General features: G+C 63.3%; 15 protein-coding genes. 10 read left to right on the top strand and 5 right to left on the bottom strand.

The features are described 5' to 3' along the window. Positions 1-31: 31 nt before the first annotated feature. Entirely contained in the window at positions 32-703 is a 672-nt protein-coding gene (locus CIT31_RS09995; protein WP_095518483.1) for a GntR family transcriptional regulator, read from the bottom strand. 145 nt (positions 704-848) lie between these two features. Here CIT31_RS09995 and CIT31_RS09990 point away from each other — a divergent pair, with 145 nt between their 5' ends. The 10 genes from CIT31_RS09990 to CIT31_RS09945 all read left to right on the top strand — a co-directional run bounded on the left by CIT31_RS09990 (position 849) and on the right by CIT31_RS09945 (position 12,179). Further along, positions 849-1,436: an amino acid synthesis family protein gene (locus CIT31_RS09990; protein ID WP_095518482.1), complete on the top strand. Its 588-nt coding sequence runs from the start codon at positions 849-851 to the stop codon at positions 1,434-1,436. Then, positions 1,429-3,222 carry an alpha/beta fold hydrolase gene (locus tag CIT31_RS09985; RefSeq protein WP_095518481.1) on the top strand — a complete coding sequence of 598 codons (1,794 nt, stop codon included), beginning with the start codon at positions 1,429-1,431 and terminating at the stop codon, positions 3,220-3,222. The genes CIT31_RS09990 and CIT31_RS09985 overlap by 8 nt, the downstream gene beginning before the upstream one ends. A gap of 6 nt (positions 3,223-3,228) precedes the next feature. Further along, positions 3,229-4,281, top strand: a complete 1,053-nt coding sequence (locus CIT31_RS09980; RefSeq protein WP_095518480.1) for an LLM class flavin-dependent oxidoreductase — start codon at positions 3,229-3,231, stop codon at positions 4,279-4,281. Beyond that, a complete protein-coding gene (locus tag CIT31_RS09975; RefSeq protein WP_095518479.1) occupies positions 4,278-5,753 on the top strand; it encodes an aldehyde dehydrogenase in 1,476 nt (491 codons plus the stop codon). The genes CIT31_RS09980 and CIT31_RS09975 overlap by 4 nt, the downstream gene beginning before the upstream one ends. A 64-nt stretch (positions 5,754-5,817) precedes the next feature. Continuing rightward, complete coding sequence (locus tag CIT31_RS09970; RefSeq protein ID WP_095518478.1) at positions 5,818-6,822, top strand: ABC transporter substrate-binding protein; 1,005 nt, start codon at positions 5,818-5,820, stop codon at positions 6,820-6,822. 69 nt (positions 6,823-6,891) lie between these two features. Beyond that, positions 6,892-7,752 (top strand): ABC transporter permease, encoded by an 861-nt coding sequence (locus CIT31_RS09965; RefSeq protein ID WP_095518477.1) that lies wholly within the window; start codon positions 6,892-6,894, stop codon positions 7,750-7,752. A 1-nt stretch (position 7,753) separates the two neighbouring features. Next, the gene (locus CIT31_RS09960) at positions 7,754-8,554 is read left to right on the top strand and encodes an ABC transporter permease (protein ID WP_095518476.1); all 801 of its coding nucleotides are present in this window, start codon (positions 7,754-7,756) and stop codon (positions 8,552-8,554) included. Further along, entirely contained in the window at positions 8,551-9,630 is a 1,080-nt protein-coding gene (locus CIT31_RS09955; protein ID WP_095518475.1) for an ABC transporter ATP-binding protein, read from the top strand. The genes CIT31_RS09960 and CIT31_RS09955 overlap by 4 nt, the downstream gene beginning before the upstream one ends. Before the next feature lie 467 nt (positions 9,631-10,097). Then, positions 10,098-10,994 carry an arginase family protein gene (locus tag CIT31_RS09950; protein WP_095518474.1) on the top strand — a complete coding sequence of 299 codons (897 nt, stop codon included), beginning with the start codon at positions 10,098-10,100 and terminating at the stop codon, positions 10,992-10,994. Positions 10,995-11,279: 285 nt separating this feature from the next. Beyond that, on the top strand, positions 11,280-12,179 hold the full coding sequence (locus tag CIT31_RS09945) for a proline iminopeptidase-family hydrolase (RefSeq protein ID WP_095518473.1): 900 nt from the start codon (positions 11,280-11,282) through the stop codon (positions 12,177-12,179). Positions 12,180-12,249: 70 nt separating this feature from the next. On the opposite strand, the gene CIT31_RS09940 is transcribed toward CIT31_RS09945, so the two are convergent. From CIT31_RS09940 to CIT31_RS09925, 4 genes are read right to left on the bottom strand one after another with little or no spacing between them, the layout of a single operon-like run. After that, complete coding sequence (locus CIT31_RS09940) at positions 12,250-14,121, bottom strand: CocE/NonD family hydrolase (protein WP_245316161.1); 1,872 nt, start codon at positions 14,119-14,121, stop codon at positions 12,250-12,252. A 20-nt stretch (positions 14,122-14,141) separates the two neighbouring features. Beyond that, positions 14,142-15,137: an ABC transporter ATP-binding protein gene (locus tag CIT31_RS09935; protein WP_095518472.1), complete on the bottom strand. Its 996-nt coding sequence runs from the start codon at positions 15,135-15,137 to the stop codon at positions 14,142-14,144. A gap of 56 nt (positions 15,138-15,193) precedes the next feature. Further along, positions 15,194-16,156 carry an ABC transporter ATP-binding protein gene (locus tag CIT31_RS09930; protein ID WP_095518471.1) on the bottom strand — a complete coding sequence of 321 codons (963 nt, stop codon included), beginning with the start codon at positions 16,154-16,156 and terminating at the stop codon, positions 15,194-15,196. Beyond that, positions 16,153-17,076 (bottom strand): ABC transporter permease, encoded by a 924-nt coding sequence (locus CIT31_RS09925; RefSeq protein WP_425350580.1) that lies wholly within the window; start codon positions 17,074-17,076, stop codon positions 16,153-16,155. Before CIT31_RS09925 ends, CIT31_RS09930 begins: the two co-directional genes overlap by 4 nt. Position 17,077: the final 1 nt, after the last annotated feature.

Below are 17,077 nucleotides of genomic sequence, written 5' to 3'. Positions count from 1 at the left end.
ACGGGCGATTCCCTAATGTGAAGTTTCTGCTTCAGCTGTTGCGAAGGGTCTGTTGCGCAATTCGCCACGCCTGCTCCACATGCCGCCGGGCCGCGGCTTCGGCATCATCGCCGTTGCGCGACTTGATCGCGTTCATGATGTCGGTCATTTCGGCGATTGCGGCATCGCGACGATTCACCGAAGCGATGGTCATGGAACGCAGTTGATTGATGCGGACGTTCAAACCCTGGACGATCTCCCAGGCGATGCGCTTGTCGGCTGCATCGAAAAGCACTTCATAGAATTTTGTAGTCGCCCGCATCACCTCGATCGGATTGGCTGAGGCCCACGCCGTGAGCAGCACATCCAATGCGCCCTCAAGCGCGGCGATCTGGTCCTGCGTCGCCGTGAGTGCACAGGCGCGCGCTGCGATGCCCTCCATCAGAGCGCGCAGTTCGTAAATCTCGTCGGTGCGGCTGAGATCTGGGCGGGCCACGGCAGGTCCGTGGCCAGGTATCATCTGGACAAGCCCCTCGGTCTCCAACTGCCGCAGAACTTCGCGCACGACCGAGCGACTGACGCCGAGCTGGTCGCAAAGCGGCCGCTCGACCAATCTTTCGCCGGGCTGGAAGTGAAACCCCATGATCGCGTCTCGCATGCGCTCCAGCGCCAGTGTTCTGAGCGTCTTGGTGGATCGTTCGATCCTGAGCGTGTCGTCGGCCAATTCTTCTACTCCCAGTATCCGCAAAGAAACAGATTCGACGATCCGTTGACAAGGGATTTGGTTTTCAGTAGTATGGTATACCATAAGATTGTCGCGGCAAAAGGAACTTTCCGGATGTCTCGCCCGATCCACCACCGAGGATTCGATGAAGCCGGCCATCCGAAAAATCGTCACCTATGTGGAGAACACGCTGATCGAAGGCGGCAAGGCGGCGCCCCGGCCGCTGCGCCTGATCGGCGTAGCGGCGGTGCTCGACAACCCCTGGGCCGAGCGCGGTTTCACCGAGGACCTTTCGCCCGAGATCCGCGCCTATGCGCCGGTCCTGGGGGAAATGCTGACCCATGAAATCCTCGCAGTCGCCGGATCTGGCGAAGCGATCGAAGGCTACGGCAAGGCCGCAATCTGCGGCACGTCGGGCGAGATCGAGCATGCCTCGGCGCTCATCCACACGCTGCATTTCGGCAACCACTATCGGCGTGCCGTCGGCGCCAAGACCTATCTTGCCTTCACCAACCTGCGCGGCGGGCCGAACACGCCGATCATGATCCCGCTCATGGACAAGAATGATGAAGGCCGACGTTCGCACTACCTGACGGTGCATTTCCAGATCGGCGACGCGCCGGCGCCAGACGAGCTGGTGGTGGCGCTTGGCGCCTCGATCGGCGGACGACCGCATCATCGCATCGGCGACCGCTACCAGGATCTCAAGGAGGTCGGCGACCTGCATGGCTGAGCTGACGGACCGTGGCTGGCATCGCGGAACGGCGCCTGACGGCACCGGCTTCATCCGTGCCGGATCCGGCCCGCCGGTCCTCCTCATCCACGGCGTCGGCATGAACGCGGCGATATGGGCACCCCAGATCGAGCTGATGAAAAACAGATGGGATGTGATCGCCATCGACATCCTGGGACATGGCCAGTCGCCGTTGCCGCCCGAGGACGCCAGCCTTGCCGACTATGCCGGACAGACAATCCGGCTTCTCGATCACCTTGGCCTGGATGCAGTCTCGATCGTTGGCCATTCAATGGGGGCGCTGGTCGGGCAGGAAATCGCTCTCAATGCACCCGAACGGGTCCGCAGCCTGGTCTCGCTCAACGCGGTCTTTCGCCGCCCGGCGGCCCTTGCGCAGGCGGTGCGCGAACGCGCCGCCGAATTGAACGGCGCGAAAAACCCGTCAGGAACGGACGCAACGATCGCGCGCTGGTTCGGCAATCCGGTCCCCGACAGCTTGGCAGAGGCCGCAACGACGACGCGCGCGGCACTGCAAAGCGTCAACTCCGAAGGCTATGCGCGCACCTATCGACTTTTCGCCCATGCCGATGCGGCGCATGGCGATCGTCTCTCCGGTCTCGCGGTGCCGGCCCTGTTCATGACCGGCTCGCAGGACAAAAATTCCTCGCCTGCGATGTCGGCGGCGATGGCCCGCCTCGCGCCGCGCGGGCGCTGCACCGTTCTGGAGGGCGAACGACACATGATGGCCATAGCCTCGCCCGACGTGGTCACACGGCGCATCGCCGACTTTCTCGACAGCAACGACGGCGCAAGCACATCGGCGCGACCGGCGATGGACACAGCCTTCGACGCGGGGGAATTCAGGCGGGCGCTCGGTTCCTTCCTGACCGGCGTTACCATCGTCACTGCGATCGGGCCGGAAGGAGAGCCTCGAGGCTTCACCGCCAATTCGTTTACATCCGTTTCGCTCGATCCGCCGCTTGTCCTGGTCTGCATCGCCAAGAAAGCGCTGGGTCATCCGGTGTTTTCGACCTCGAAGTGCTTTGCCGTCAACGTGCTCTCGGAGGAACAGCGAGCCGCATCCGGCGTCTTCGCTTCGAAATCGCAGGACAAGTTCTCGGCTGTCGAATGGCGCTGCGGCCCGACCGGCAGCCCGCTGCTCGCTGGATCGGTGGCGACATTCGACTGTGACATGGAGCAATTGGTCGACGCCGGCGATCATTCGATCCTTATCGGCCGCGTTCGCGAATTTTCCCACAATTCATCGCAGCCCCTCGGCTATTGCCGTGGCGCCTATGTCTCGCCCGGTCTCAGCCAGGAAGCGCTGGCGGCCGCGCCACCCGACATGGAGGTCGGCGCTATCCTCGAAGATGAAGGCCGCGTGCTGTTCTTCGAAACCGCCGCTGGCTTTTTCGAACTGCCGGCAGGCCGAGGGCTCGGGGCACCCGGCGACACGCGAAGCCTTAGGGGACGCCTCGCTGCGAAAGCCATCGAGGCTCATCTCGGATTCCTGTTTGCGGTCTGGGACGACGCAGCAAGCCCATCGCGAACGCATGTCTACTACCGCGGCACGATAGACACGCCCCACTCCAGCGATCGCCAGGTCCGGCTCGTCGACATCGACAGGATTGCCGGACTGAACATCGCCGACGCTGCTGTGCGCTCGATGCTCGCCCGCTATGTTCGCGAATGTCGCGAGGATGCGTTTGGCGTCTATGTCGGCAACGCGGTCGAAGGTGAAGTCCGTCCGCTCGCCAAGCCGGCAGCCATGAACACTTCGGGTTGAACAGATATGAAGTTCTCGCTCTTCGTCCACATGGAACGCTCGGACCCGGCAAAGCCGCATGCCGAGCTCATCGACGAGCTTGAGGAACTGGTCCTGATGGCCGAGGCGGCAGGCTTCGAGACGGCCTGGATCGGCGAACACCACGGCATGGAGTTCACCATCTCGCCAAACCCGTTCATCAACATCGCCTATCTCGGCGCCAGGACGAAGCGCATACGGCTCGGCACAGGAACGGTGATCGCGCCGTTCTGGCATCCGATCAAGCTAGCCGGCGAGGCGGCCATGACCGATGTCGTCACCGGCGGCCGGCTCGACATCGGCATCGCGCGCGGCGCCTACAGCTATGAATACCAGCGCCTGTTCCCGGGGCTCGACGCCTGGGGCGCGGGCCAGCGCATGCGCGAAATCATCCCGGCCATCAAGGGCCTCTGGCAAGGCGATTTCGAGATGTCCGGCGAATTCTGGTCGTTTCCCTCGACCACCTCGTCGCCCAAGCCGGTGCAAAAGCCGCACCCGCCGATCTGGGTGGCGGCGCGCGATCCCAACTCGCACGACTTCGCCGTCTCCAACGGCTGCAACGTCCAGGTGACGCCGCTCGCCTCCGGCGATGATGAGGTAATCAGCCTGATGGAGCGCTTCAACGCGGCGTGCGCGGCGCATCCCGACATGGCGCGCCCCGAGATCATGCTGCTGATGCACACATTCGTTGCCGAAGACGCCGCCGATGCGGAGCAGCTGACGAACGACCTGTCGCTGTTCTACTGCCAGTTCGGCGCGTGGTTCCAGAACAAGAAGCCGGTTCGCCAAGGCATATTGGAAACGCTTACCGACGACGAGATTGCGGCGATGCCGCAATATGCGCCGGGAAAAATCCGACAGAACCTGGTCATCGGCGAGGCCGAAGAGGTGATCACCCGGCTGAAGGCATATGAGGCGCTCGGCTACGACCAATATTCGATCTGGATCGACAGCGGTCTACCGCACGAGCGCAAGAAGAAGTCGCTGCAGCTGTTCGTCGACAAGGTGATGCCGGCTTTCGGGCATGGGAGGCGGCAATGACCCTTGTGGCGTTCAGCAACTTCATAGATGGGGCGTTCGATACGCCGAAAACCACCTTCGAAAGCACCGATCCGTCCACCGGAGCGCCCTGGGCGACGATGCCAGCCGCAACCGAGGCCGATGTCGACCGCGCCGTCGAGGCGGCGCACCGGACGCTGCACTCGGCCGCCTGGGCCTCGCTGACGGCGACCGCCCGCGGCAAGCTGCTGGTGCGCCTCGGCGACCTGGTCGTCGCCAATGCCGACCGCCTGGCCGAACTGGAAACGCGCGACACCGGCAAGATCATCCGCGAGACCCGCGCCCAGATCGCCTATGTCGGCGATTATTATCGCTACTATGGCGGGCTTGCCGACAAGCATGAAGGATCGCATCTGCCGATCGACAAGGCCGATATGGACGTCACCATCCGGCGCGAGCCGATCGGCGTCGTCGCTGCCGTCGTGCCGTGGAATTCGCAGCTCTTCCTTTCGGCCGTCAAGCTCGGCCCGGCGCTGGCCGCCGGCTGCACGGTCGTCCTGAAAGCCTCGGAGGACGGTCCAGCGCCGCTTCTGGTCTTCGCCGAACTCGTCCACGAGGCCGGATTTCCCGCCGGAAGCGTCAACATATTGACCGGGTTCGGGCACGATTGCGGCCGGCGCCTGACAAGTCACCCGCTGGTTTCACGCGTCGCCTTCACCGGCGGGCCTTCGACCGCTCGCGCTATCGTCCACAACACGGCGGAAAATCTCGCCTACACGACGCTGGAGCTGGGCGGGAAAAGCCCGGTTGTGGTTTTCGCCGACGCCGACCTGGACAGTGCTGCCAACGCGGTGGTGGCCGGGATTTTCGCAGCGTCTGGACAAAGCTGCGTAGCCGGCTCGCGGCTGCTTGTCGAGCGTCCGATAAAAGCCGAGTTCCTGGACAGGCTGAAGCACAAGGCCGAGACCATCAAAATCGGCGATCCGCAGGATCCGGCCACCGAAATGGGGCCATTGGCAACGCCACGCCAGCGGGAATGGATCGAGAAGATCGTTGCCGAGAGCCTCGCCAAGGGCGGGACGCTGGTCACCGGCGGAAAAAGGCCGGACGAGCATTCGCGCGGCTTCTACTACGCACCGACTATCATCGACGCCGAGGATACAGCGCTGCCTTGCGTGCGGGAGGAATTGTTCGGTCCGGTGCTCAGCGTTCTCGCATTCGACACGGAGGCCGAAGCATTAGCGCTTGCCAACGACACGCCGTTCGGCCTGGCCTCGGGCGTGTTCACCACCAATCTCGCCAGGGCGCACCGCATGGCGCGCGACATCCATGCCGGCGTCGTCTGGGTCAACACGTACCGCGCCGTTTCGCCGCTGGTGCCGTTCGGCGGCTATGGCCAGTCCGGGCTCGGCCGTGAGGGCGGGCTCGACGCCATCCGCGATTACACGCGCTCGAAATCCGTCTGGATACGGATATCCGACGAGCCGATCCCGGACCCGTTCGTCATGAGATGAGGCAGCGCCAACGCGCAATTTCATAAAAAACAAGAAACAAAAACAACCAACAGAGGAGAATGACATGAAACTGATTTTGACCGGCATTTTGGCCGGACTCTTGGCAGCCACTGCCGCGCACGCCGATGAAATGGTATTCACCAGTTGGGGCGGGACCACCCAGGAGGCGCAGACCAAATCCTGGGCTGCTCCGTTCGAAGCGAGTTCCGGCATCAAGGTCCTGCAGGACGGCCCGACCGATTACGGCAAGCTGAAGGCCATGGTGGAGGGCGGCAGCGTCGCCTGGGACGTCGTCGATGTCGAAATGGATTTCGCCATCAAGGCGGCCAAGGACGGCCTGCTCGAGCCGATCGATTTCAACGTCGTGCCGAAGGCCGATCTCGATCCTCGCTTCACCACCGAGCATGCGGTCGGCAGCTTCTACTACTCCTTCGTTCTTGCCTGGAACAAAGGCGCGGTGTCGGGCGAACCGGCGGGCTGGGCCGACATGTTCGACCTGACGAAATTTCCCGGCAAGCGCACTTTTTACAAATGGTCGGCGCCGGGCGTCATCGAAATCGCGCTGCTGGCCGACGGCGTGCCTGCAGACAAGCTCTATCCGCTCGACCTCGACCGGGCGTTCAAGAAACTCGACACGATCAAATCGGAAATCGTCTGGTGGGACAGCGGCGCGCAGTCGCAGCAGCTGATCGCTTCCGGTGAAGCAGCCTTCGGGCAGCTCTGGAACGGGCGTGTCTTCGCCCTCGAGCAGGACGGCGCCGATGTCGGCGCTTCCTGGAATCAGAACATGACCGCAGCCGACGTGCTCGTCATCCCCAAGGGTTCAAAGAACAAGGCGAGCGCGATGAAATTCCTGGCCACTGCGACAAGCCCGAAAAGCCAGGCCATGTTTGCTGAAGCCAGCGGCTACGCCCCCATCAACACGGCAGCCAAGGCCGAAATGCCGGCCGATGTCGTCAAGTCGCTGCCGGACGCCTATGTCGACGGGCAGATCAACCTCGACATGAACTACTGGGCTGAAAACCGCGATAAGATCGCGGAACGCTGGTACGCCTGGCAGGCCAAATAGAAGCCGACCTCACCCATGAACCGGCGGGGCGTCGCCAGGCGTCCCGCCTGAGCTGCCGGGATCATCGCCATGTCGTGCAATTTGCTTCATCGACAACCAATCCTCCGAAGGCCAGATGGCAGCGGCGGCGCCCTGCCAGCGCTGACCCTCATCACCCTGTTCTTCGTGGTGCCGGTTGTTGCGCTGCTGTTGCGCAGCGTAACCGAGCCCGTGCCGGGCCTGCACAACTACGCCACCCTGTTTGGCGACGGCACCTATGCGCGGGTCTTCTTCAACACCTTTCTGGTCGCCACCGTCGTCACCACCGTCACCGTCATCGTGGCGTTTCCGGTCGCCTGGATGCTGGCGATCATGCCGCCCGCCCTCGGCTCGATCGTCTTCGGCATCATCATCCTGTCGATGTGGACCAATCTGCTCACCCGCACCTATGCCTGGATGGTGCTGCTTCAACGCACCGGCGTCATCAACCGGACGCTGATGGACATCGGCCTGATCAGCCAGCCGCTGCCGCTGATCAACAACCTGACCGGTGTCACCATCGGCATGGTCTACATCATGCTGCCCTTCATGATACTGCCACTGGTCGGAACCCTGCGCGCCATCGATCCGATGACGCTGCGCGCCGCCGCCCTGTGCGGTGCGAGCCCCTTCGAGGCCTTCCGCCGCATCCTGCTGCCCTTGTCGCTTCCTGGAATCGCTGCAGGCGGCCTGATGGTTTTCGTCATGTCGCTCGGCTATTTCGTGACGCCGACGCTGCTCGGCGGCACCTCCAACATGATGCTCGCCGCAATGATCGCTCAGATGATCCAGTCCTTGCTCAACTGGGGGCTCGGAAGCGCGGCGGCTTTCATCCTGCTTGTGGTCACCATGGCGCTCTACGCGCTGCAGCTGCGCCTCGTCGGCGCCAAGCGCATGACAGGAGGCATCTGAGATGCTGCTCGACTACGACCGGCTGGGCTGGCTGCGTGCAGCACTGCTGGGTTTCACCGGCCTGGTTGCGGCGTTTCTGCTGCTGCCGGTGGTTTTGATCGTGCTTTTGTCGTTCGGCTCGTCGCGGTGGCTGGCTTTTCCGCCGCCAAGCTGGACGCTGAAATGGTATGGGGAGCTCTTCGCCGATCCGGCGTGGCTCGAAGCGGCGCTGACCAGCGCGCGCATTGCTGCCATGGCTGCGCTTCTTGCCGTCGTCATCGGGCTGCTGGCTTCCTTCGCCCTGGTCAGGGGACAATTTCGCGGGCGCAACGTGCTTCGCGGCCTTCTGCTGACGCCGATGGTGCTGCCGGTCGTGGTCTTCGCCATCGCCATCTACGCATTCTTCCTGCGGATCGGGCTTGGCGGCACCACGGCAGGCTTCGTCATCGCACACACAGTCCTGGCACTCCCCTTCGCCATCATTCCCATCACCGCGGCACTCGAAGGTTTCGACAAATCCATCGAGGATGCGGCGATCGTCTGCGGCGCAAGCCCATTCGAAGCAAAGCTCCGGGTCACTTTGCCGGCGATCAAGATCGGGATTTTCTCGGCGGCGATCTTCGCCTTCCTCGCCTCATGGGACGAGGTGGTGGTCGCGATCTTCATGGCCAGCCCCAACTTGCAGACCTTGCCGGTCAAGATCTGGGGCAGCCTGCGCCAGGATCTAAGCCCGGTCATCGCCGCGGCCTCCAGCCTCCTCGTTTTCCTGACGCTGAGCCTGATGATCGTAACCGCACTCATTCGGCGGAAATTGTCGAAATGACCGAACCGTTCCTCTCCATTCGCGACCTGCGCAAGGCGTTCGGCAGCTTCGTCGCAGTGCACGATGTCACGATCGATATACCCAGGGGCCAATTCCTGACCTTTCTCGGCCCTTCCGGCTCTGGCAAGTCGACGACGCTCTACGCAATCGCCGGCTTTCAGCATCCGACATCCGGCGACGTTCTTTTCAAGGGCAGGTCGCTGCTGTCGGTGCCGTCGCACAAGCGCAATATCGGCATGGTGTTCCAGCGCTACACGCTGTTCCAGCATCTCACCGTCGCCGAGAACGTTGCCTTTCCGTTACGCGTGCGCCGCCGGCCGGACGCCGAGGTTAAACGAAAAGTCGCCGAGATGCTGTCGCTGGTGCGACTGGAGAGTTTCGGCGACCGACATCCCGGCGCGCTTTCCGGTGGACAGCAGCAGCGCGTGGCGCTTGCCCGGGCGCTGGCCTACGATCCGCCGATCCTTCTGATGGACGAGCCGCTTTCGGCGCTCGACAAGAAGCTGCGCGAGGAAATCCAGGCCGAGATACGACGCATCCATCGCGAAACCGGCGTAACGATCCTTTACGTCACCCACGATCAGGACGAGGCCCTGCATCTTTCGGATCGCATCGCGCTGTTTCGGGACGGCCGCATCGAGCAGATCGGCACCGGTGAGGACCTCTATGTGAGACCTCAGAGCGAATTCGTGGCCAGCTTCATCGGAAATTCCAATTTCCTGCCGGCCGAGCATCTTGAAACCGTCAACGGCGCCGCCACGATCCGCCTCGCCGATGGCTCGGTCGTCTCCGGCGTCAGGCACGATCGGGAGTTCAGCCAAGGCCAGAAGACCCGGCTGATGGTGCGGCCGGAAGCATTTCGACTGCGACCCGGCCCGGCCACTGCCGGGCTTGCGGTCGAGTTCGTCGACACCGCCTTCTTCGGCGAGCGGCGACGCGTCATCGCGCGAACGGCCGCCGGTCAGGAGATCGACGTCAGGCCGACATCCGACATGGCGGAAGCACAGGAAGGCATCGCCTCGAGCAGACAGCAGATTTTTTTCGATCCCGCCGCCGCATTTCTGTTTCCGGCCTGACAGACGACAGTTGACTTCAGCACGGCGTACCTCGCGCTAGGGCCTCGCCAGGTCCGAGATGTTCATCGCCACATGCTGCAGCGACACCACTGACGCACCGAGACCTGTCTTCCAGGGTAAGAATTTGCGGTTTTGACTTCAAAAGGGAATTGGGCGGGTTGAATTGTCCTCGGCTTTGTCCACTTTCGGTATGAATTGCCGCGTGGTGCGACTTCCGGCGAAAACAACGCGATCGAATTGACGAGAAAAATACCGTCAGCGGTGCCGGAGACAACGTCGAAGAGCGTGGCGGCCTGAAGCGTACCGAGAGGTGGTTGCGTACCGAGGCTACGTCGGCTGCGAGGTGAGTTTTGGCCGCAAAAGCATCGCTTATGTGGCCGTGAGGCGGGCAGCCTCGGCCCGCAGCGCTCAGTAGCAGAGACCGCCGGCCTAGCGCCGGTTCTTATTCGCCATATCTGGAGCATCTGATGCCGACCCGACCCTATGCCATCCTTGAAGCGCCTTCTTCGCTGGGTCTCGCGACCGACGGCGTCGAGGCCTTGCCCGGTCGGCTGCTGGAACTGGGCCTCGCCGACCGCATCCATGCGCGCCATGCCGGGCGACTGGCCGTCCCGCCAAAAGACCCGAAGCCCGACCCTGCCACTCTGACGCTGAATGCCAACGCGATCGCGGCGTGGTCGCCCAAGCTCGCCGACGCCGTGGAGGAAGTGCTGGATGCGCGCGAATTCCCGGTGGTGCTGGGCGGCGACTGTACGATCGTGCTGGGCCCGATGCTCGCGCTGCGCCGGCGCGGCCGCTACGGCCTGTTCTTCATCGACGGCCACGCCGACTTCTTCCAGCCCGAGGCCGAGCCGAATGGCGAAGGCGCGTCCATGGACCTGGCCTTCGTCACCGGCTACGGGCCGGCGCTGCTGACCGACCTGGAGGGTCGCGGCCCGTTGGTGCGTCCCGAGGACGCTGTCGCCCTCGCATTTCGCGACCACGAAGACCAGGCCGAATTCGGCAGCCAGCCTTTGCCAGCGGAGCTCATGGCCTACGATCTGCACGCCATCCGCCGCCTGGGCGTCGAAGCCGCCGCCCGGGCGGCCGTTGGCCACCTGACGCGGGCGGAACTCGACGGCTTCTTCATCCATCTCGACGCCGATTGTCTCGACGATGCGATTATGCCGGCGGTCGATTTCCGCGTACCGGGCGGGCTGTCGTGGGACGAACTGTCGGCGGCGCTCCGGATCACCCTGGCGAGCGGAAAGGCCGTCGGGATCGAGGTCACCATCTACAATCCGCGCCTCGACGTCGACGGCAGCGCCGGCCGTGGCCTTGCTGATGTCCTGGCCGTAGCTCTTGGCACTGCCGCGCCCGCTTGAGCCCAGCACCTATCGGCTATCGGGTGGCGTTGAAGCGCCACATGCCAATCCCCCAACGAGATTCCCGCGCCTTTTCCGCCGCCTGGATGATGGCAAGCAACCAGGCGACGGTTTCGAGCCGGAGCATTGAGGCTCTCCACCTGAGGCCACCGATCCTGACAGGGCAAACCTATTAATAGTGCTAGCTGTAAATGCGCCGGGCGGCTTAGTACCGTCGGCCGCAAACAAGGCTTGGGAGGGTCCGTCACTCGGTTCCTGCCGCGCCATCATGCGGAGCTTGGAACTGTGACGGCACATGCGACCACCGAAGGATTTAGCGACTACAAGGGCTACCGCACCTGGTACCGCGTAATCGGAGATCTCGACTCGGGCAAGTTGCCATTGGTCGTCGCTCACGGCGGGCCGGGTTGCACCCATGACTATGTCGATTCGTTCAAGGAGCTTGCCGATACCGGGCGGGCCGTCATCCACTACGATCAGATCGGTAACGGCAAATCGACCCATCTGCCCGACAAGGGCGGCGACTTCTGGACCGTCGATTTCTTTTTGGGCGAACTCGATGCGCTGCTCGCTCACATTGGCATTGCCGACCGTTACGCCCTGCTCGGCCAATCCTGGGGCGGCATACTCTCGGCCGAACATGCCGTGCGACGCCCCGCCGGGCTCAAGGCGTTGATCCTGGCCAATTCGCTGGCCTCAATGGCGCTATGGGTGGATGGCGCGCTGCAATTGCGCGCCGGGCTGCCGGCCGATGTGCAAAGTGCGCTTGACCGGCACGAGGCAGCCGGAACCACCGATCACCCGGATTATGTTGCGGCAACCAAAGCCTTCTATGATCGCCACGTCTGCCGTGTCCTTCCGACGCCGCCGGAGGTCGCCCGGACATTTGCGGCAATCGACGCGGATCCGACGGTTTATCACACCATGAACGGACCCAATGAATTTCACGTCATCGGTACCATGCGGAACTGGACCATCGTCGACCGCCTGCATCTGATCGAGGCGCCGACCTTGGCGTTCCGCGGATTTTACGACGAAGCGACCGAAGCCTGCGTCCAGCCCTTTCTCGATCATATTCCCGACGTCGAAGGTATGGTCTTCCCGAATTCCAGCCACATGCCGCATGTCGAGGAGAAGGACGATTGCCTCGCCGCCGTCGGACGCTTTCTGGCCAGATACGACTGAGGTCCATACCCCCACAGCAGCCTATCTTTGCGCAAGCTTATTGTGCAGGGCTTAGAGTCGCCCGATTTGCTCATAATCTCTCCACGATCAGCCGCGATGGCCGCGTCCCATCGAGAAAAACCGTGTTGCGCGCCACTTGCCGGCTACGGCCGAGGCCAGCCGGCGCACCGGTATTCGGATTGACGTCGAACTTCGGAAAATTGCTCGAAGAGATATCCAGCCGCAGACGATGGCCGGCACAGAACAGATTGGCGGTCGCAAACAACTCGATGCGAAGCCGCATGATCTCGCCAGTTTTCACGAGCTCGGCTCTTTCGAACGAATGCCGGAAACGACAGCGGAAAATCCCGTCTGACAGGTTCAGGGCAAAGCCCGTCGGATAGTCGGCGCTCGGTGGATAGACGTCGATCAGCTTCGCGGTGAAGTCGGTGTCGGTTGCATCGGTCGTCGCCCAGAGATCCACCGCCACCCTTCCGACCACAGTCAGATCGTTGGCAAGCGGCTCGGTCTCAAAGGAGAGGACATCGAGACGGGCGGAAAGCGGCAGTCCAAAATTGCGGCAGCCGAAGAATCTCTCGTCCTCTCTCTGGTCGAAGCCGCCCCCAGTGAAGATCGGATGACCGCTGGTCAGCGCGCCGCCAATGGTCGGGACCGGGTCGGCTGGATCGAAATTATAGCTTAGCGGGGCGACGTCGGGCGCGGGAAAGGCCTCCGAAAGCCTGCCGTTGGGGTGCAGGTAGTAGGTCTGCTCCGTCACGTCCGGCAGCGGCCAATTCTTGGCTTTGATCCAGCGCCCGCCGTGATCGATACGGCCCGTTTCGTTTTTCGTGCCCTTTCCCCCGCCCATGACAAAAAGGCGGATCGGCTCCTCGTCGAGATCGCCCTCCGGCCCGCTCTTCAGCCAGCGATCGAACCAGCGGCGACGAAACTCCAGCCAGCTCGCCGCCACATTGCCGCCGAGCGGAGCGTTCGGTCCGAAATCGACGTCGCCGGCAAAGGTCAGATTACGATCGCCGTGCAAGCCCGGACCCATGATCAAGGCGAGCGGCCGTTTGCCATTGCTGGCAAGGCCAGCCAGATTCTCGAACGTCGTCGGGACATAGACGTCGAACCAGCTCGACATCAGAGCAATCGGAATGTTGGGAATGGCATCGTAGAAGCCCGCCGCATGAATGCCGACCTGCTTCCAGAAATCGTCGAAGGTCTCGTGCCGCCACTGCGCCAGCAGATAGGCCTCGTATTGCGGAGCCCAGCGGAGCGGCGAACGTCCCTCCGACCACGGCATTTTGCCGAACCAGCGATGCAGGTTTTCCGCTTCGAGCGCCTTTTGGCCCAACTCGTCGCCGGCGGCAACGGCGCTCTCGCGGGCTTCCCGGTAGGCCCAGGTCGCCTGCTTCAGCTCGAACGCGCCACCTTGGCGGATGCCGCAAGTGAAGGCGTTAGAGAACCCGCCGGAATCAAGGATCATGGTAGCAAGAGCCGGTGGCGCAAGGCACGCCGCCGCCATTTGGGTATGTGCGGCATAGGATAGGCCCATGGTGCCGATCCGGCCGTTGCACCAGGGCTGGGCTGCGATCCATGCAAGCGTGTCGTAGCCGTCCGGACCTTCGGAGCGATATTTGACGAACTCGCCTTCTGAGCCGTAGCGGCCGCGGCAGTCCTGATAAACGACGATGTAACCATGGCGCACGAAATGCTCGGCGACCGTCGCGCGATCCATCGGTTCGGTCATACCGACCTCGAGCTCGGCGCGCGACGCCATCGCCTTGCCATAAGGCGTCCGCTCAATGATTACGGGAGCTGGCCGGTCCAGCGCGCGGCCTCCCCTTGCCGGTCCGTAGATGTCGGTCGCCAGTCTTACCCCATCGCGCATCGTCACCATGACGTCGCGGCAGAGGACCATGTCATCGGTCACGGACTGGAACGCCTGGAGGTCGGTCATCTCTAAAAATTCCAAGGCGTTCAGACGGCAGCGTCATTGAGGTGGCATGCGCTCTTGTGTCCGGCAGCAACCACCTTCAGTCGCGGCGCTTCGGTCCGGCAACGAGGCATCGCGTGCGGGCAGCGCGGGTGGAAATGACAGCCGCTCGGCGGCGAGAGTGGGCTCGGCAATTCACCCTTGATCGCGGCAAAGCCGCGTTTGGTGGTTTCGATCCGCGGCACCTCGGCGAGAAGCGCCCGCGTGTAGGGATGGTTGGCCCGGGCAAATATCTCCTCGGACGGGGCCTCTTCGACGATGCGGCCGAGATACATGATCGCCACCCGATCGGAGATGTGCTCGACCACCCCGAGATCGTGGCTGATGAACAGGTAGGTGAGGTTCAGCCTCTCGCGCAGGTCCATGAAGAGATTGAGGATTTGCGCTTGGATCGAGACGTCCAGAGCGGCAACGGCCTCATCGCAGACGAGAAATTCCGGCTGCACGGCGAGCGCGCGCGCAATGCCGATCCGCTGGCGCTGACCGCCGGAAAACTGATGCGGAAAGCGGTGCTTCAACGCCGGATCGAGGCCGGCACGTCGGAACTGTTCATCGACAAAGGTGCCGAGATCGCCGCCGACCAGCCCGTGAACGCGCGGGGCCTCGCCGACGATATCGGCCGCTTTGCGGCGCGGATTGAGCGAGGCATAGGGGTTCTGGAATATCATCTGCACGCGCAGCTTGGCTTCACGCCGCTCGGACGGCGGGAGCGCCTTCATATCCTTGCCGCGCCACGATACCGATCCCCTGGTAGGCGACACAATGCCGGCGACGATCCGCCCCAGCGTGGACTTGCCGCATCCCGACTCGCCAACGAGGCCCAGAACCTCACCCCTGCGAACGGCGAGACTGACACCGTCGATCGCCTGCACCCTTGCCGCCGGTTTGGCAAATTTGAGCGAGATCGCCAAACGAGCAGCGAGATCGGGCCGCGTGCCGAAGCTGTGAGAAATCTCGTTCAGTTCGATCAGCGGCGCCATCCCGCCAGAACCCGGTGAGGAGCTTTGAATGTTTGCCGCAACCTTAGTCGAGGAGATCATACGCGGAGCTCCGGCAAGGGATGGACGCAACGGTGCTCGCGCGGGCCAGCAGCGAACAGCGGCACCGCCTGGGCACACACCGCATCGGCACGTGGGCAGCGCGGGGCGAAAGCGCATCCGGTCGGCAGCCGCGCAACACTGGGCGCCATTCCGGGGATCTGCCGAAGCCGCTCGCCGCGCTGGTTGCGGCTGGGAACGGAGTCGATCAGACCTGCGGTATAAGGGTGCAGCGGACGGGCGAGAACGTCCGACACCGGACCGGATTCGACGATGCGGCCCGCATACATCACGGCGATCCGGTCGGCGAGCCGCGAGACGACGGCGAGATCATGCGTGATCCAGATCAGCGACGTGTTGTTCTGCGCCACGAGCTTTTGCATCTCGGCGAGAATCTGCGCCTGGATCGTCACATCGAGCGCGGTGGTCGGCTCGTCGGCAATGATGAAGTCCGGCTGGTGCAGCAGCGCGATAGCGATAACCACGCGCTGGCGCATGCCGCCGGAAAACTGATGCGGATAGGCCTGCAGCCGCTCGTCCGGGCTCGGAATCCCGACCATACCGAGCGCGTCGCGCGCCCGCGCCCTGGCATCGGTGCGCGAGACGTTTTCATGCGCCTGCACCGCCTCGATCATCTGCGTATCGATGCGCAGGACCGGGTTCAACGTCATCATCGGATCCTGGAAGATCATGGCCATTCGGCGGCCGCGCAGCGCTCGCATCTCCTCGCGGCTGGAGCGGGTGATGTCGCGGCCGTCGAAGACGATCTGGCCGCCGACGATCGTCCCGGGCGGATCGACCAGGCCGATGATGGAAAAGCCAGTGACCGACTTGCCGGACCCGCTTTCGCCGACGAGACCCAGTACCTCGCCGCGCGCGACGCTGAACGAGACGCCGTCGACGGCTTTTGCTTGTCCGAAATGGGTCCTGAGATCGCGGACTTCGAGTACGGTCGCATTCATTCGCGCCCCCGCGGGTTGAGCACGTCGCGCAGCCGATCACCGACGAGATTGATCGCAACCACGGTAATCAGCAGCGCTACGCCCGGATAGAAGCTGATCCAGGTCATGCCGGAGAGCATGTACTGGTAGCCGTTGGCGACCAGCAGGCCGAGACTGGGCTCGGTGATCGGCACACCCAGGCCAAGGAAGGACAAGGTCGCCTCAAGCGAGATGGCGCGCGCCACCTGCACCGTCGCGATCACGATCAGCGGCGGCAGGCAGTTGGGCAGCAGATGGACGAACAGAATGCGCCATCGTGGAATAGCGAGCGACTCCGCTGCTTCCATGTATTCCTTGCGCCGCTCCACCAGCGCCGTGCCGCGCGCGGCACGCGCGTAGGTCGCCCATTCGACGATCACCAGAGCGAGCACAACGTTGAGGATTCCTTTGCCGAGAAAGGCGAGGATCATCAGCGCAACGAGAATGGAGGGGAAGGAGAGTTGCAGATCGACGATGCGCATGATCGCCGTCTCGGTCCGACCGCCCACATAGGCGGCGAGCAGGCCCAACGAGGCGCCGAACAGCGCTGCGAAAAGCGCCGAGCTGACGCCGACGCCGAGCGATATGCGCAGGCCATAGATGATGCCGGAAAGCATGTCACGACCCTGGTCGTCGGTGCCGAGCCAGAACGTCATGCCCGTCATCGATTGCGAGCCGGGCGGCAGGCGACTGTCCATGATGTCCAGCTGGTTCAGGTCATAGGGATTTTGCGGCGTTATAAGCGGCGCCAGCAACGCCAGCCCGATGATCGCGGTCAGCAGCACGAAACCGGTAACGGCGGCGGGCGAGCGGAAGAATGCCCGCACGAGCACTCGAAACGGCGCCTCCTCACCTTTCTCGACTTCGACCGGCATCGGCGGCGGCAAGGTGTCGACGCTCATC

The sequence above is a fragment of the Mesorhizobium wenxiniae genome, from assembly GCF_002284535.1.
Lineage (GTDB): Bacteria > Pseudomonadota > Alphaproteobacteria > Rhizobiales > Rhizobiaceae > Mesorhizobium > Mesorhizobium wenxiniae.
Note: the sequence above shows the minus strand (reverse complement) of the source record. Positions and strands in the feature narration are given on the sequence as shown.

Bases quoted from the DNA above. Each gene is read 5' to 3' on its own strand.
- CIT31_RS09980 (WP_095518480.1), top strand. From the start codon at position 3,229: ATGAAGTTCTCGCTCTTCGTCCACATGGAACGCTCGGACCCGGCAAAG.
- CIT31_RS09955 (WP_095518475.1), top strand. From the start codon at position 8,551: ATGACCGAACCGTTCCTCTCCATTCGCGACCTGCGCAAGGCGTTCGGC.
- CIT31_RS09950 (WP_095518474.1), top strand. From the start codon at position 10,098: ATGCCGACCCGACCCTATGCCATCCTTGAAGCGCCTTCTTCGCTGGGT.
- CIT31_RS09975 (WP_095518479.1), top strand. From the start codon at position 4,278: ATGACCCTTGTGGCGTTCAGCAACTTCATAGATGGGGCGTTCGATACG.
- CIT31_RS09965 (WP_095518477.1), top strand. From the start codon at position 6,892: ATGTCGTGCAATTTGCTTCATCGACAACCAATCCTCCGAAGGCCAGAT.
- CIT31_RS09960 (WP_095518476.1), top strand. From the start codon at position 7,754: ATGCTGCTCGACTACGACCGGCTGGGCTGGCTGCGTGCAGCACTGCTG.
- CIT31_RS09985 (WP_095518481.1), top strand. From the start codon at position 1,429: ATGGCTGAGCTGACGGACCGTGGCTGGCATCGCGGAACGGCGCCTGAC.
- CIT31_RS09970 (WP_095518478.1), top strand. From the start codon at position 5,818: ATGAAACTGATTTTGACCGGCATTTTGGCCGGACTCTTGGCAGCCACT.
- CIT31_RS09940 (WP_245316161.1), bottom strand. From the start codon at position 14,121: ATGACCGACCTCCAGGCGTTCCAGTCCGTGACCGATGACATGGTCCTC.
- CIT31_RS09990 (WP_095518482.1), top strand. From the start codon at position 849: ATGAAGCCGGCCATCCGAAAAATCGTCACCTATGTGGAGAACACGCTG.
- CIT31_RS09935 (WP_095518472.1), bottom strand. From the start codon at position 15,137: ATGGCGCCGCTGATCGAACTGAACGAGATTTCTCACAGCTTCGGCACG.
- CIT31_RS09925 (WP_425350580.1), bottom strand. From the start codon at position 17,076: ATGAGCGTCGACACCTTGCCGCCGCCGATGCCGGTCGAAGTCGAGAAA.
- CIT31_RS09930 (WP_095518471.1), bottom strand. From the start codon at position 16,156: ATGAATGCGACCGTACTCGAAGTCCGCGATCTCAGGACCCATTTCGGA.